Source organism: Kitasatospora sp. NPDC058170 (genome assembly GCF_042883905.1).
GTDB lineage: Bacteria > Actinomycetota > Actinomycetes > Streptomycetales > Streptomycetaceae > Kitasatospora.
The window spans coordinates 111,381-125,626 of the sequence record NZ_JBHVUV010000021.1 but is presented as its reverse complement, the minus strand read 5'-3'; the positions used below and the strand labels follow the sequence as shown (position 1 = coordinate 125,626).

The 14,246-nt window shown below is 75.5% G+C and carries 7 protein-coding genes; 3 read left to right on the top strand and 4 right to left on the bottom strand.

Going from position 1 to position 14,246, the window contains the following annotated elements; genetic code table 11:
• Positions 1 to 50: 50 nt before the first annotated feature.
• From ACFVVX_RS23915 to ACFVVX_RS23905, 3 genes are all read right to left on the bottom strand, one after another.
• On the bottom strand, positions 51 to 5,534 hold the full coding sequence (locus tag ACFVVX_RS23915; RefSeq protein WP_387948628.1) for an amino acid adenylation domain-containing protein: 5,484 nt from the start codon (positions 5,532 to 5,534) through the stop codon (positions 51 to 53).
• A complete protein-coding gene (locus ACFVVX_RS23910) occupies positions 5,531 to 10,609 on the bottom strand; it encodes an amino acid adenylation domain-containing protein (protein WP_387948627.1) in 5,079 nt (1,692 codons plus the stop codon). Before ACFVVX_RS23910 ends, ACFVVX_RS23915 begins: the two co-directional genes overlap by 4 nt.
• A 340-nt stretch (positions 10,610 to 10,949) precedes the next feature.
• Entirely contained in the window at positions 10,950 to 11,258 is a 309-nt protein-coding gene (locus ACFVVX_RS23905; RefSeq protein ID WP_387948626.1) for a GntR family transcriptional regulator, read from the bottom strand.
• 185 nt (positions 11,259 to 11,443) lie between these two features.
• Here ACFVVX_RS23905 and ACFVVX_RS23900 point away from each other — a divergent pair, with 185 nt between their 5' ends.
• Positions 11,444 to 11,881 carry a YchJ family protein gene (locus ACFVVX_RS23900; protein ID WP_387948625.1) on the top strand — a complete coding sequence of 146 codons (438 nt, stop codon included), beginning with the start codon at positions 11,444 to 11,446 and terminating at the stop codon, positions 11,879 to 11,881.
• Between the two features lie 55 nt (positions 11,882 to 11,936).
• On the opposite strand, the gene ACFVVX_RS23895 is transcribed toward ACFVVX_RS23900, so the two are convergent.
• The gene (locus tag ACFVVX_RS23895) at positions 11,937 to 12,920 is read right to left on the bottom strand and encodes a polysaccharide deacetylase family protein (RefSeq protein ID WP_387948624.1); all 984 of its coding nucleotides are present in this window, start codon (positions 12,918 to 12,920) and stop codon (positions 11,937 to 11,939) included.
• A gap of 253 nt (positions 12,921 to 13,173) precedes the next feature.
• Between ACFVVX_RS23895 and ACFVVX_RS23890 the strand changes: the two genes are divergently transcribed.
• Together ACFVVX_RS23890 and ACFVVX_RS23885 are read left to right on the top strand one after the other, a co-directional pair.
• Positions 13,174 to 13,713 carry a GNAT family N-acetyltransferase gene (locus ACFVVX_RS23890; RefSeq protein WP_387948623.1) on the top strand — a complete coding sequence of 180 codons (540 nt, stop codon included), beginning with the start codon at positions 13,174 to 13,176 and terminating at the stop codon, positions 13,711 to 13,713.
• Entirely contained in the window at positions 13,700 to 14,227 is a 528-nt protein-coding gene (locus ACFVVX_RS23885; protein ID WP_387948622.1) for a 2'-5' RNA ligase family protein, read from the top strand. Before ACFVVX_RS23890 ends, ACFVVX_RS23885 begins: the two co-directional genes overlap by 14 nt.
• Positions 14,228 to 14,246 lie beyond the last annotated feature (19 nt).

Sequence of the window (14,246 nt, the reverse complement as noted above, 5' to 3'; positions counted from 1 at the left end):
GCCCGGGCCCCCGGTGTTCCGGGGGCCCGGGCCCGTTCGGCGCGCCGGCGTCAGGCGCCCGGCCGGCCCGCGCCGGCCGGGACGCGGTCCTCGGTCTGCTCCGGGGCGGGGGCGGGGCGCTGGCGGGGCGGGGTGGGACCGGGGGCGCCGCCGGAGCGGGCGGCCCGGGTGAGGGCCAGCAGGCGGTCGGCCTCGGCCTGGATGGCGTCCTTGTCGCCGATCTCGGCGTCCGGCAGGGCGTCCGGCAGGAGGTCCTCGATCAGCCGCAGCGGGCGGTAGGCGAGGCCGAGCAGGCCCCAGACCCCGAGGACGGCGCCGATCAGGACCAGCAGGAGTCCGGCGCCGCGGCCGGGTCCGGTGCCGAGGATCATGCCGACGGAGTCGGCGAGGGCGCCGCCGGGCTGCATCAGCGGCTCGAAGACGTGGTCCGAGAGCGGGCCCGCGGTGAGGAAGCCCAGCGGCATCATCGACATCACGAGCATCTGGTTGGTGGCCAGCACCCGGCCCTGGAGCTCCATCCCGACCTTGGTCTGGATCAGCGCCATCCAGTGCGAGTTGAGGATCATCAGCGAGGCCCAGAGGACGAAGAGCCCGCAGGCCACCAGAGCGGGCTGCGGCCGGCTGCCGGCCACCACGGCCGCCAGGCCGACCACCGAGGTGAAGCCGATCATGCCGATGGCGCGCCGCCGGGTGCCGCCCCACAGGGCCATCACCAGGGCGCCCGTCATCGCGCCGACGCCGCCGACCGCCGTGATGACGCCGAGCTGCACCGCCGAGCCGCCGGCCAGGACCATCGGGGTGACCAGGACGGTGGCGATGGCGAACAGGTAGTTGAACACCACGAAGAAGACCACCATGGCGACCAGGCTGTGCCGGCGCACGATGTAGCGCCAGCCGGTGACGACCTCGCGCAGCAGCGGCTCCTCCTGCTTGTCGAACATCGCGTCGGGGAAGCGGACCAGCAGCAGGCAGCTGACGCCGATCAGGAAGGTGGCCATGTCGAACAGGACCACGCCGTGCAGGCCGATCAGCGAGACCAGCACGCCGCCGGCCAGGACGGCCATCATGTCCCCTGCACCGGTGCCGAGTTGGGCGAGGCCGTTGGCCTGGCCGAGGTAGCGTTTGGGCACCAGCTGGGTGATCGCGGCCAGGTAGGCCGGGCGTTGGAAGGCGGAGCAGACCGCCCCCGTGCAGGCGACCAGGTAGATGTGCCAGACCTCCAGCAGGTCGGCCCAGAGCAGCGCGCCGAGCGAGAGCATGCCGGCCGCCGCCACGGTGTCCGTCACGATCATGATCCGGCGGCGGTCGAGCCGGTCGGCGAGCGCTCCCGCGATGGGCAGCAGCAGGACGGCGGGCAGCACCGCGACCACCGAGATCATCGCGAAGTCGAAGGCCGAGCCGGTCTGCTGGTACACCCAGACGCCCAGCGCGAAGGTGGAGAGGCTGGTGCCGACCATCGAGACGAACTGCCCGATGGCGACCTTCGCGAAGACGCCCAGCTCGGCGCGGGCCGCCGGGCGCTTGGCCGGGGCCTGCTCGGCGACCGTCCCGGTGGCGGTGAACTCGGCTATCACCCGGGCCAGTTCGTCGGCCTGGTGCTTCAGGAAGTAGTGCCCGGCGCGCGGGATGACGGCCAGGTCGACGGTGTCGCCGAAGTGCTCCCACTCGGCGTACCGCTCCTCGTACAGCTGGGTGGCGCGGTCCTTCTCGCCGACCACGCAGAGGATCGGCGCGGCGATCACGGCCGGGCGGCCGTCCCCGTAGGCCCGGGTGTAGAAGTCCTCCGCCTGCCGGACGTCGTGGCGCAGCGCCCGGACCAGGAAGTCCTGTTCGGCCTGGTCGTAGACGTCGGTGAAGCCGCCCATCGCGCGCAGGTAGTCGAGGTAGGAGCGGTTGGAGAGCATCCGGTCGCCGGGCAGTCGGCGGGCCATCCACTCGGCGAAGCGGCCCGGCAGCCGGGCCGCGGGGAAGGTCCCGCCGAGGGCGACGCCGCGCAGGTCGACGCCGGCCGCCTCCAGTCGGGAGCCGAGGGCGGTGGCGAGCGCGCCGCCGAGGCAGTGGCCGTACAGCACCACCGGGCCGTCGATCCCGGCGGTGATCTGCTCGGTCAACCGGTCGGCGAGGCCTTCGAGTTCGGCGAGCTCGTCGTCGGGGCGGCTCGGGTCGTGGCCGGGCAGCTCGACGGCGTACAGCCGGTGGCCTGCGGGCAGGGCGTCGGCGAGCGGCTGGAAGGTGATTGGGCTGCCGCCGCCGTAGGGGACGCAGACCACGCTCACCTCGGCCGGCGCGTTGCCGCGGGTCAGCTTGTGCAGCAGGGTGCGCGGGCCCTGTTCGGCGCCGCCGCCGGCCCTCGCGTCGAGCAGGGCGGCGAGTTCGCGGACGGTGGGCTGCTGGAACAGGTCGATCACGGACAGGCCGCGGCCGATCAGGCGGACGGTGTGCACGGCGGAGAAGGAGTCGCCGCCGAGCGCGAAGAAGTCGTCCGTGGCGCCGATCTCGTCGACGGCGAGCACCTGCCGGTAGGCGGCGGCCACCTCGTGCTCGGCCTCCGTCGCCAACTCGGCTCCGCCGGACACCGGCTGGGCGGCGGCAGGCTCGGGCAGGGCGGCCCGGTCGACCTTGCCGTTGGCGTTCAGCGGCAGGGCGTCGAGGACGACCAGGGCGGCCGGCACCATGTAGTCCGGCAGCCGGGTGCGCAGCGCGGCGCGCAGCCCGCCCGGGTCGGGGGCGGCGGCCGGGTCGGCGGGGACCAGGTAGCCGACGAGGGTGCGGGCGGCGCCCTCCCCGCGGGCGACCACGACGGCCTCGCGGATCTCCGGTCGGGCCGTCAGCTCGGCCTCCACCTCGCCGATCTCGACCCGGAAGCCGCGGATCTTGACCTGGTGGTCGACCCGGCCGAGGAACTCCACGGATCCGTCGGTGCGCCGCCGGACCAGGTCGCCGGTGCGGTAGCTGCGCCGGCCATGGACGAGGGTGAAGCGCTCGGCGGTGAGGTCGTCCCGGCCGAGGTAGCCGCGGGCGACGCCGCCGCCGGAGACGTACAGCTCGCCGGGGACGCCGACCGGGACGGGCCGCAGCCGGGCGTCGAGCACCTCGGCGCCGACGTTGCCGAAGGGCCGGCCGAGCGGCGCCGTGACGGCGTCGCCGAGGTCCGCGGGGACGGGGGCGCCGAGCATCGAGACGGTGGTCTCGGTCGGGCCGTAGTGGTTGTGCAGCCGCAGTCCGGGCCGGGCCGCGCGGATCCGGGCGACCAGGTCGGGCCGCAGCGCCTCGCCCGCGCAGATCAGCAGTTCGGCGGGCAGGATGCCGCCGAGGCCGTCGCCGTGCGCGGCCAGGCCCTCCAGGTGGCTCGGGACGAGCTTCATGGCGTCGATCCGGTGCGCGGCCGTGTAGGCGGCGAAGGCGTCCGGGTCGGTGGCCTGGTCGCGGGTGAGCAGGTGCAGGCAGCCGCCACCGGTGAGCGCGCCGAACACGTTGGTGGTGCCGAGGTCGGCGGCGAAGGTGGAGACCAGCGCCCAGTTCCAGCCCTCCGACCCGGCGCCGATGCGCTCGCGCAGGCCGTGCAGGTAGTTGCGGTAGTTGCGGTGCTCGACGGCGACGCCCTTGGGCGTGCCGGTGGAGCCGGAGGTGAAGATCAGGTAGCAGAGGTGCTCGGGGCGGACGTCCACCGCGGGCGGCGCGCAGGGTGCCACGGTGGTGGTGAGCGCGTCCACGAGGACGGCCGGCGGGCCGTCGAGGCGGGCGAGCAGGTCCTCGGTGGTGACGACCGCGGCGGCGTCGGCGGCGGTGAGCAGGGCGTGGATCCGCTCGTCCGGGTAGACCGGGTCGAGCGGCAGGTACGCCCCGCCGGCCTTGAGGATGCCGAGCATGCCGACGACCAGGGCGGCCGAGCGCTCGACCAGCAGACCGACCGGGCGGTCCGGGCCGACGCCGAGGGCGATCAGCCGGTGGGCCAGTACGTTGGCCCGGTGGTCGAGTTCGGCGTAGGTGAGGACGCCGTCGGCGCCGCGGACCGCGGGTGCGTCGGGGGTGCGGGCGGCCTGCTCCTCGACCAGTCCGTGCAGTGTGCCGCCGAGGTCCCAGCCGCGCAGGGCGTCGTCCCAGTCCGCGAGTTGGCGCTGTTCGGCGGAGGTGAGCAGGGGCAGGTCGGCGAGCGGGCGGTCCGGGTCCTCGGCCATCGCGTCGAGGACGGTGGTGAGGTGGCCGAAGGTGCGCCGGACGGTCGGCTCGTCGTACAGCTCGGCACGCCAGACCAGGTCGGCGTCGAGCTCGCCGCCGTTGTCGACGACGGCGACGGACAGGTCGAACTTGGCGGTGTCGGTGCCGACGGGCTGCCAGCCGGCCTCCAGACCGGGCAGGTCGAGGACGGCCTCGGCCTGGTTGTGGACGTTGAGCAGGACCTGGAACAGCGGGGTGTGGGCGAGTTCACGGTCCAGGCCGAGCGCGTCGATCAGCCGCTCGAACGGCAGGTCCTGGTGGCCGAAGGCGCCGAGGGTGTTCTCGCGGACCCGCTCCAGCAGCAGCCGCACGCTCGGGTCACCGGAGAGGTCCGTGCGCATCGCCAGGGTGTTCACGAAGCAGCCGACCAGCGGTTCGGTCTCGCTGCGAGTGCGGCCCGCGACGGGGGTGCCGACCACCACGTCCTCGGCGCCGGTGTAGCGGGAGAGCACGGTCTGCAGGGCGGCGAGCAGCACCATGTACGGGGTGGCGCCGGTCTGTTCGGCGAGCCGACGGATCCGGCGGGTGCGCTCGGCGCCGAACCCGAGGGTGATCCGCCCGCCGCGGGTGCCGGCGACGGCCGGGCGGGGGCGGTCGGGGGGCACGGTGACGGTGGCGGTGGCGCCGCGCAGGCGCTCCAGCCACCACTGCTCCTGGCGGGCGAGCTCCTCGGCCAGCTCGGTCTGCTGCCAGTGCGCCACGTCGGCGTACTGGACGGCCAGCGGCGCGAAGGCGGGCGCCCGGCCCTCGCGGCGGGCCGCGTAGGCGGTGGCGAGGTCGCCGAACAGCACGCCGATGGACCAGCCGTCGGCGGCGATGTGGTGCAGCACCAGGCTGAGCACGTGGCGGCCCTCGCCGGTGCGCAGCAGGGCGGCGCGCAGCGGGAGGTCGGCGGCGAGGTCGAACGGGCGCCGGGCCTCCGCCTCCAGCCACCGGTCGAGGTCCTCGGCGGGGACGTCGGCCGTGGTGAGCGCCAGGGCTTCGGCGTCGAGCAGGACGGGGCGGACCTCGCCGTCCTCGGTCCGGTAGACGGTGCGCAGCACCTCGTGGCGGGCGAGCAGGTCGCCGAGGGCGGCGGCCAGGGCGGCCGGGTCGGGCTCGCCGCCGAGGTGCAGGGCGAGCGGGATGTGGTAGGCCGCGCCGTCCGGGTCGTACTGGGCGAGGAACCACATCCGGCGCTGGGCCGAGGAGAGCGGCGCGGGTGTGCCGTCGGGGCGGGGGGTGATGCCGCGCTGCGTCGGTCTGGCGGCGGCCTTGGCCTGGGCGAGGCGGCGGCGCAGGAGTTCCTGTCGTCTGGCGTCGGGCTGGTCGGTCATGCGTTCTCCCCCGTCAGGGCGCCGGCGGCCGCGTCGGGCCGGGCGTCCGGGTCGTGCCGTACATCGGGTCGGTCGGGTGCACCGGACGCGCCGGGGCCGTCGAGGCCGTCGGGGCCGGAAGGGTCGCCTTGATCGTTCAAGTCGTCCAGGTCGTCGAGGTCGTTCAGGTCGGCAAGGTCGGCGAGTTCGATCTCGGCGAGGAGCAGGTCCTCTATTCGGCGGGCCATGGCGGCCAGGGTGCGGGCCTCGAAGACGGTGCGCAGCGGCAGGTCGGTGTCGAAGACGTCGCGGACCCGGGCGGTCAGGCGGGTGGCGAGCAGGGAGTGGCCGCCGAGCGAGAAGAAGTCGTCGTGCCGGGAGACCAGCTCCACCCCGAGGACCTCCTGCCACAGATCGGCGAGCAGTTCCTCGCAGTCCCCCTCGGGCGGCGCGCCGGCGCCGCCGAGCTGCGGCAGCGGCAGGGCGGCCCGGTCGACCTTGCCGCTGGGGGTCAGCGGCAGCGCGTCGAGCAGGACGAGTGCGGCGGGCACCATGTAGTCGGGCAGCCGGTCGGCGAGGGCCGACCGCAGCGCGTCCTCGGTGAGGCCGCCGCCGGTGACGGCGTACCCGGCGAGGACCGGGCCCGCCGGGGTGTCGACCAGGGCGGCCGCGCCCGCGCCGACGCCGGGGACGGCGGTCAACGCGGCCTCGATCTCGCCGAGTTCGATCCGGAAGCCGCGCAGCTTGATCTGCGCGTCGGTGCGCCCGTGGTACTCCAGCCGGCCGTCTCGGCGGCGGCAGGCGAGGTCGCCGGTGCGGTACATCAGCGCGCCCTCGGGGCCGCCGGGCTCCGGGACGAAGCGTTCGGCGGTGAGCTCGGGGCGGCCGTGGTAGCCGAGCGCGACGCCGTCACCGGCGATGCAGAGCTCGCCGATGCCGTTCACGGGGGCGGGCCGGCCGGCCGCGTCCAGCAGGTGCAGCCGGGTGTTGGCGATGGGCGCGCCGAGCGCCACCACGCCGCCGTGGGCGGCGAGTTCGGCGGTGACCCGCTGCGCGGTGGACCAGACCGTGGTCTCGGTCGGACCGTACAGGTTCCACAGTGCGGCGGTGCGCTTGAGCAGTGCCTCGGCCAGGTCGGCGGTGAGCGCCTCGCCGCCGCACAGGGCGGTCAGGCCGGGGCGGCCGGGCCAGTCGGCCTCCAGCAGCATCCGCCAGGTGGCGGGGGTGGCCTGGGCGACGGTGACGGCGCGCTGGTCCAGCCAGGCGGCGAGCGCGTGCCCGTCGGTGGCGGTGGCACGGTCGGCGATCTCCACCCGGGCGCCGGTGACCAGGGGCAACCACAGCTCCAGGCCCGCGATGTCGAAGGTGACGGTGGTGACGGCGGCCATCACGTCCCGGTCGGTGAGGCCGGGTTCGCGGCCCATCGAGCCGAGGAAGTTGACGATCGCCCGGTGCGGTACGGCCACGCCCTTGGGGCGGCCGGTGGAGCCCGAGGTGTACAGCAGGTAGGCCGGGTCCTCGGGGCCGACGGCCACGATCGGGGCCTCAGGCGCGGCGGCGGCCTCGGGGCCGTCGACCAGGACGGCGGTGCGTCCGGAGAGCAGTTCGTCGCCGGCCGTGGCCTGTTCGGCGACCAGGACGCCCACTCCGGCGTCGTCGAGCACCGCGAGGTTGCGGGCGAGCGGCTGGTCGACGTCGATCGGCAGGTAGGCGGCGCCGCTGCGCAGCACGCCGAGCAGGGCGGCGGGCAGCAGTCGGCCGCGCCGGACGGCGACCGCCACCAGGCTGCCGGGCCCGACCCCCTGCGCGGCCAGCAGGTGGGCCAACCGGGCCGCGGTGGAGTCGAGTTCACCGTACGCCAGAGTGCCGTCGGCGGCGGAGACGGCGATCGCCTGCGGGGTGCGGTCGGCCTGGGCGGCGACCAGCTCGTGCAGCCGGGCGTCGGGCAGCGGCGCCGCGGTCCGGTTGCCGGCTTCGGCGCCGGCCAGTTCGGCGGCCGAGAGCATCGCCAACTCGCCGATCGGACGGTCGGGTTCGGCGAGGGCGGCGGCGAGCAGCACGGTCAGGTGGTCGAGCGCGGCCTGCACGGAGGGCTCGTCGTAGCGCGAGGTGCGGTACTCGGCGGAGAGCAGTGGGCCGTCGGCCGGGAACTCCAGGAACAGCGAGAGGTCGGTCTTCGCCGTGCCGTTGCACACCTCGGCGACGAACTCCATCTTCACGCCGGGCAGTTCGACGCCTGCCACCGGGTGGTTCTGGACCGCGAGCAGGGTCTGGGCGAGCGGCGAGGACGTCCGGCCGGCGGAGTCACCGGCCCGGCGGGCGTGTTCCAGGAACGGGTGGCCGCTGTGCTCGGCGGCGTCCAGCACCACCGGGCGGAGCCGGGCGACGAGCGTGCGCAGGGTGTCGGCGGCGCCGACCTCGAAGCGGAGCGCGACGGTGTTGATCAGCGAGCCGAGGACCTGCTCCAGCTCGGGGACGGGGCGCACGGCGAAGGGCGTGAGCACGGCGAGGTCGGTGCGGCCGGTGTAGCGGTGCAGCACGCCGCCGAGTGCGGCGAGGACCGTCATGTAGAGGCTGGCGCCCTCGCCGGCGGCCCAGCGCTCGGCGGTGCGGAGCAGGTCGGCGTCGATCCGGCGGGCGATCCGGCGGCCGGCCGTGTCGTGCGGGTTGGGGTGCGGGCGGTCGCCGGGCAGGTGCTGCTCGGCGTCCAGGCCGAGCAGTCCCTCGCCCCAGCGCAGCGCGGCCTCGCGGCCTGCCTCGTTGGCGCGCTCCTCCCAGCGGGCGACATCGGAGAACTGCAGGGCGGGTTCGGCGAGGTCGCCGTCCCGGTAGGCGCGGCCGAGCTCGGCGAGCAGCAGGCCGGCCGCCCAGCCGTCCATCGCGGCGTGGTGGACGGTCAGCAGCAGTTCGTGCCGGTCCGGGCCGGTGCGCAGGGCGAGGGCGCGCAGCAGCCGTCCCTCGGCGAGGTCCAGCGGCCGGGCGGCCTCGGCGCGCAGCGCGGCGTCGAGCTCCGCCTCGTCGGCCACCGCGTCCGGTCGGCCTGCGCCGACCAGGTCGAGCAGCGGCACGTCCACGGTGTACGGCTCGCGGACCTCGGCGAGGAGCTCGCCGTCGCGTCCGGTGAGCGCGGTGCGCAGGACTTCGTGGCGGCGGACCACCACGGTCAGGGCGCGGCCCAGGGCGGCGAGGTCGAGCCTGCCGGTGGCCCGGATGCGCAGCGGCACGTTGTAGAGGGCGCTGCCGGGCAGGACGGAGGAGTGCAGCCAGAGCTCGCGCTGGAACTCGGTGGCGCGGGCGGGCAGGTGGGCGGCCCGCTCGGGCGGTGCGACGCCGGGGCGTCCGCCGCCGCCGTCGGCGACCCGGCGGGCGAGCGCGGCGACGGTCGGCGCGGCGAAGAACTCGCCGAGCGGTACCCGGGTGCCGTAGGCGCGCTCGATCCGGGCGAGGACGCCGGCCGCGAGCAGCGAGTGGCCGCCGAGGTCGAGGAAGACGTCGTGCACGCCGACCCGGGGCAGGCCGAGCACGTCCTGCCAGAGTGCGGCGATCCCCTCCTCGACCTCCGTACGGGGGGCGACGAAGAGGTCCTGGCCGGCCCGGCTGCGGGCGACCGGCGGCAGCGCCTTGCGGTCGGTCTTGCCGTTGGGGGTGAGCGGCAGGCGCTCCAGCACGCCGACGGCCAGTGGCACCATGTAGCCGGGCAGGGCGGCGGCGCAGTGGGCGCGCAGCTCGGCCGCGGTCGGTTCGGCGGCCGGGGCGGGCTGGACGAAGGCGGCGAGGTAGTCGCCGGCCTCGTCCCGCTGGACGACCGCGGCGGCGGCCTCGACCGCGGGGTGGGTGGCCAGCACCGCCTCGATCTCGCCGAGTTCGACCCGGAAGCCGCGGACCTTCACCTGGTGGTCGACGCGGCCGTGGTACTCCAGGTCGCCGTCCGGCAGCCGCCGCACGAGGTCCCCGGTGCGGTAGCAGCGCTCGCCGCCGACGGTGACGAACCGCTCCTCGGTGAGGTCGGGGCGGCCGTGGTAGCCGCGGGCCAGTCCTTCGCCGGCCAGGTACAGCTCGCCGATCCCTCCGTCCGGGACGGCGGTCCGCTGCTCGTCGAGGACGTGGGCGGTGGTGCCGTCCAGCGGGCGGCCGATGACCGGCTCGCCGGCCTCCCCGCGCGCGACCAGCGACCAGGTCGAGTAGACGGTGTCCTCGGTCGGGCCGTAGAGGTTGTACAGGCGCTCGACCCGGGGCTGGGCGTAGACCTGGTCGGCCAGACGGCGCGGTAGCGCCTCACCGGCCAGGTTGACGACGCGTACGCCGTCCGGCAGGCCCCCGCCGCCGGAAGGACCGCCGTCGCGCAGCAGCGCCGCCATGGCGCTGGGCACGGTGTTGACCAGCGTCACCTCCTCGCGGGCCGGGAGCTCGGGCAGCGCGAGGACGTTCTCGGCGACCAGGACGGCGCCGCCGACGACCAGCGGGAGGAACAGCTCGTACACCGAGATGTCGAAGCAGACCGACGTGCCGAACAGCACTCCGGCCACGTCGGCCGGGGTGTAGGTGTCGACGGCCCACCGGAGCATCGCGTTGACGCCGCCCTGGGTGACCGCGACACCCTTGGGACGGCCGGTGGAGCCCGAGGTGTACAGGACGTAGGCGAGCGCGTCGCCGCCGGCCGCCCGCGCGAGGGGGGCGGCGGGGCTGTCGCCGTCGACGTACAGCAGGGTGGCGCCGGCCCCGGCCAGCAGGTGCTCGTGGGAGCGGTCGGTGACGACGACGGGCGCACGGGCGTCGCCGATCACCAGCTCCAGCCGGTCGCGCGGGTAGGCCGGGTCGAGCGGCACGTACGCGCCGCCGGCCCGCAGCACCGCCAACAGCATGACGACCAGGTCCGCCGAACGCGGTAGGCAGACCCCCACCAGGGTCTCCGCACCGACCCCGGCGCCGGCCAGCCGGGCCGCCGCCGACTCCACGGACGCGGACAGTTCACGGTAGGTCAGGCGCCGCCCGCCGTCGATCACGGCGACGGCCTCGGGGGTCCGTCTGACCTGGGCATCGAACAGGTCGGCCAGCGATGCTGCCGGATCCAGTGGAGGAAGTCCCGTCGAACTCATCAACTCTCCTGAGGGATGGCCCTGCGCCGACTTGTGGTCGGCCAGAAATGGGCGGTGTGCCCTGGGAGATGGTGGGGTAAAGATCTCCGGATGACCAGCACATTTCCGACACTCGTTCGGTATGCCGGAAAGATCACCCTTCTCTCACCACTCAGCGGTTCACCTCCGTGACGGTTCGTCGGCGAATTCCTACTGAGTGTCAGGACTCGTGACATGGCGGCCGACTGACGCTACGGTCGTCCCGACGGCGTCCCGGTGTGCGTCGCGCCCGCGTGCGCCACCCCGCCGACGCGGCCCTGACCTGCCCTTTACCCTGCGCCGACCGGCACCCGGGGCCGGCTCAGCCCTGACGGGTCCCGAGTGGGGTCCGCACCCACGCCGTACGCGCCCGGACGAAGGTGCCCGCGCCCCTGCGCCGCTCGACCAGCCCCGACCCGGCCAGCTCCTCGTACCCGCGCACCGCCGTGCCGCGGCTCACCCCCAGCGCCTCGGCGAGCAGCCGCTCGGCCGGCAGCCGGTCCCCCGGGTCCACCAGGCGGCGCTCCACCGCGTCGGCCAGCGCGGCGGCGAGGCACCGGTAGCGCGGGCCCTCGCCGCGCTCCCAGCCGTCCAGGGCGATCCGCACCCACCACCCGAGGTCCCGGTCCATCTCCTCAGCCTGGCACCGCCCGGGGCCCGCGCCAACCCGGCCGCCGGCCGTCCGGCCGTTCAGCCGCCCCGGCCCCGTGGTGGCGGCGCCCGGCAGCGGCCCATCGCAGCGGCCGCGCGGCCGCGACCCACCACCCGCAGGACGGCCGGGACGGCGGCACCCCGGCGAGGGGCCAGAATGGACCCATGTCCCGACGCCGCCCCGCGCCCCGCGCCGCCGCCCCCGCGCCCCGCCTGCTGCCCTCCTCCCCCTGCCCGTGCGGGCTGCCCGCCGCGTACGGCGAGTGCTGCGGCCGGCTGCACCGGGGCCAGGCCGCCGCGACCACCGCCGAGCTGCTGATGCGCTCGCGCTTCAGCGCCTTCGCCGCACAGGACGAGGCGTACCTGCTGCGCACCTGGCACCCCGACACCCGGCCCGACGCGGTCGAGTTCGACCCCGCGCTGCGCTGGACCGGCCTGGAGGTGCTCTCCACCACCGAGGGCGGCCCGTTCCACAGCGCGGGCACCGTGGCTTTCCGCGCCCACTACACCGAGGGCCGCGAGCAGGGCGTCCTCAGCGAGCACAGCCGCTTCGTGCGGTACGAGGGCGCCTGGGTCTACCTGGACGCCCTCTCGCTCTCCTGAGGCGGCGCTTCCGCTGCCGGCGGCGCAGTCCCGCACAAGGCTGGAACCGCGCGCCCTACAGGTAGTCGTCCAGCCGGGCGAAGGCGAAGCCCTGCGCGGTGACCTCGTTCACGACCTTGCGGAGCAGGTCGGGCATGGTGCCCTTCCACAGGTCGGCACCCCGGAAGTGGGTGAGGATGATGTCCCCGGAGTGCAGGCGCTGATCGTCGTAGCGGTACTCCACCCGGTCGGGGAAGGCCTCCTCGTTCCAGAGCGGGACGGCCTCGATGCCGCAGGAGGCGGCGGCCCGGAGCGTGTCGTCGTTGTACTCGCCGTAGGGCGGCCGGAACAGCCGCGGGCGGGCGCCGATCTGCTGCTCCAGCTGGTCCTGCTGGCGGCAGATCTCGTCGCGCTGCTGGTCGTAGCCGAGCACCTTGAGGTTGCGGTGGTTGATCGTGTGGTTGTTCACCGCGTCGCCCTGGGCGGCGAGCCCGCGGAAGTAGCCGTAGTCCTCGCGCGCCAGGTAGTCGGCGACGAAGGTGCTGAGCGGGATCCCGAGCTCGTCCGCCATCCGGGAGAACTCCGGGTCCTTCTCGGCGCCGTCGTCGACGGTCAGGAAGACGATCTTCTCGCTGGTCGGCACCCGGTAGACCACCGGGGGCCGGCCGTCCTGGAGCTTCACCCCCTGCACGGGGCTGAGCTCCGCCCTGGCCGCGGGCCGCTGCGGGGCCTTCAGCGGCGGCCGCTCGACTCCCCAGCGGTGCGCGGTCTCCAGCGCGGTGCGCACGGCCGCCTCCCTCCGGGCCACCGCCGCGCCGGCGGCCTCCTCCTCGGCCCGGGCCGGGCCGGGCAGCATCAGCGGCGCGGCGGCCGGCCGCGGCCCGCCCCGGTCGGCAGCCTCCTTCGCCGCGCCCTCGGCGGCCCCCTCGGCGGGAACGGCGCTCGCCACGGCCCGGGCCGAGTCCGGACGGCCCGTCGGGGGTGCGGCGCAGCCCGCGACCGCGGCCGACAGGCAGACCGCCACCGCGAGGCCGGCCCTGGCCCGGTGACTCCCCCTCAACCCCCCATTAATCACATGATCTGACAATGTGTTCATGGAGCACTGCTCCCCCGCACCACCCCCCGGCCAATCCCCTCCTCACCCGCCCGGCCTACCGCACCGCCGGGGCCGCCGGCGCGGCGAAGTCCCCCTCCCCCGGCCCCGCCCCGGCTGCACCCGGTGCGGCGGCGCCGGCCCTGCCCGGTCCCGCGCACCCCCGCCGACCTCGGAAAACGCCTCGCTTCCGGGGAGGGCGGCCGACCATAATGCGCACATGACGATCACCGTTCCGCGCCCTGCCGACCGCTGGGACGTCTCCCCGGCCGATGTGGGCTCGGAGGAGGCGCAGGCGCTGCTGCGCGACTACTACATCGACGTCGCCAACCGGTACTACCGGCTGCACCTCGGGCGCGACGGCACACCCGAGGAGATCGAGTCCGGCCTGGCCGGCTCCCCGAGCGACGACCTCGCCGCGCCCACCGGGGCGTTCGTGCTCGGGCGCTACGACGGCGCGGCGCAGGCCTGTGCCGGGTTGCGTGTGCGGGACGCGCGAACGGTGGAACTGACCAGGGTGTTCGTCCGCCACGCGGTGCGCGGCACGGGCGGCGGCGGGCGGCTGCTGGCCGCCGTGGACGAGGCCGCGCGGTCGCTCGGCGCCGGGCGGATCGTGCTGGACACCCGGCTCGACCTGGTCGAGGCCCGCGCGCTGTACAGCCGGCACGGGTACGCCGAGATATCGGCGTACAGCACCGGGCCGTACGCCCAGATCTGGTACGGCAAGGACGTCACGGCGCCGGCGCATGCAGACCGTTGAGCTGGTCTGCGACGCCGCCTTCGACCGCGCGGTGCGCGAGGTGTGGCAGCGGCTCTCGGACGGCGGGGTGGACAGCCTCGCCCACAACACCCATGCCGGCCACCGCCCGCACCTCACCCTGGCCGCCTGCGCCCGGATGCCGGCCGACGCCGGGCCGCGGCTGGACGAACTCCTCGCCGGGGCCCTGCCGCTGACCGTCCGGCTGTCCGGCCTGGTCTCGTTCGGCGCGCGCAGCCGGCGCCGGGTGCTCTCCTGGTCGATCGTGCCCACCGTGGAGCTGGTCCTGCTCCACCAGCGGGTCTGGGAGATCCTCGCCGAGGCCGAGGAGCCCGGCCCGTACTACCTGCCCGGCCGCTGGTCGCCGCACCTCGGGCTCACCCGGCGGCTCGAACCGGACGCCCTCGCGCTCGCCCACACCGTGCTCGGCCGCCACCCGGACCTCGTCGGTGACTTCACGGCGGCGCGGAGCTTCGACTCGGAGAGCCAGCAGACCACCTGGCTGGGGGCGGGCTGAGCACGGAGGCCCGGCCCGG

What these genes read in the sequence shown, in the direction of transcription:
- ACFVVX_RS23915 (WP_387948628.1), bottom strand. Translation starts at nt 5,534, where the DNA reads ATGACCGACCAGCCCGACGCCAGACGACAGGAACTCCTGCGCCGCCGC.
- ACFVVX_RS23910 (WP_387948627.1), bottom strand. Translation starts at nt 10,609, where the DNA reads ATGAGTTCGACGGGACTTCCTCCACTGGATCCGGCAGCATCGCTGGCC.
- ACFVVX_RS23905 (WP_387948626.1), bottom strand. Translation starts at nt 11,258, where the DNA reads ATGGACCGGGACCTCGGGTGGTGGGTGCGGATCGCCCTGGACGGCTGG.
- ACFVVX_RS23900 (WP_387948625.1), top strand. Translation starts at nt 11,444, where the DNA reads ATGTCCCGACGCCGCCCCGCGCCCCGCGCCGCCGCCCCCGCGCCCCGC.
- ACFVVX_RS23890 (WP_387948623.1), top strand. Translation starts at nt 13,174, where the DNA reads ATGACGATCACCGTTCCGCGCCCTGCCGACCGCTGGGACGTCTCCCCG.
- ACFVVX_RS23885 (WP_387948622.1), top strand. Translation starts at nt 13,700, where the DNA reads ATGCAGACCGTTGAGCTGGTCTGCGACGCCGCCTTCGACCGCGCGGTG.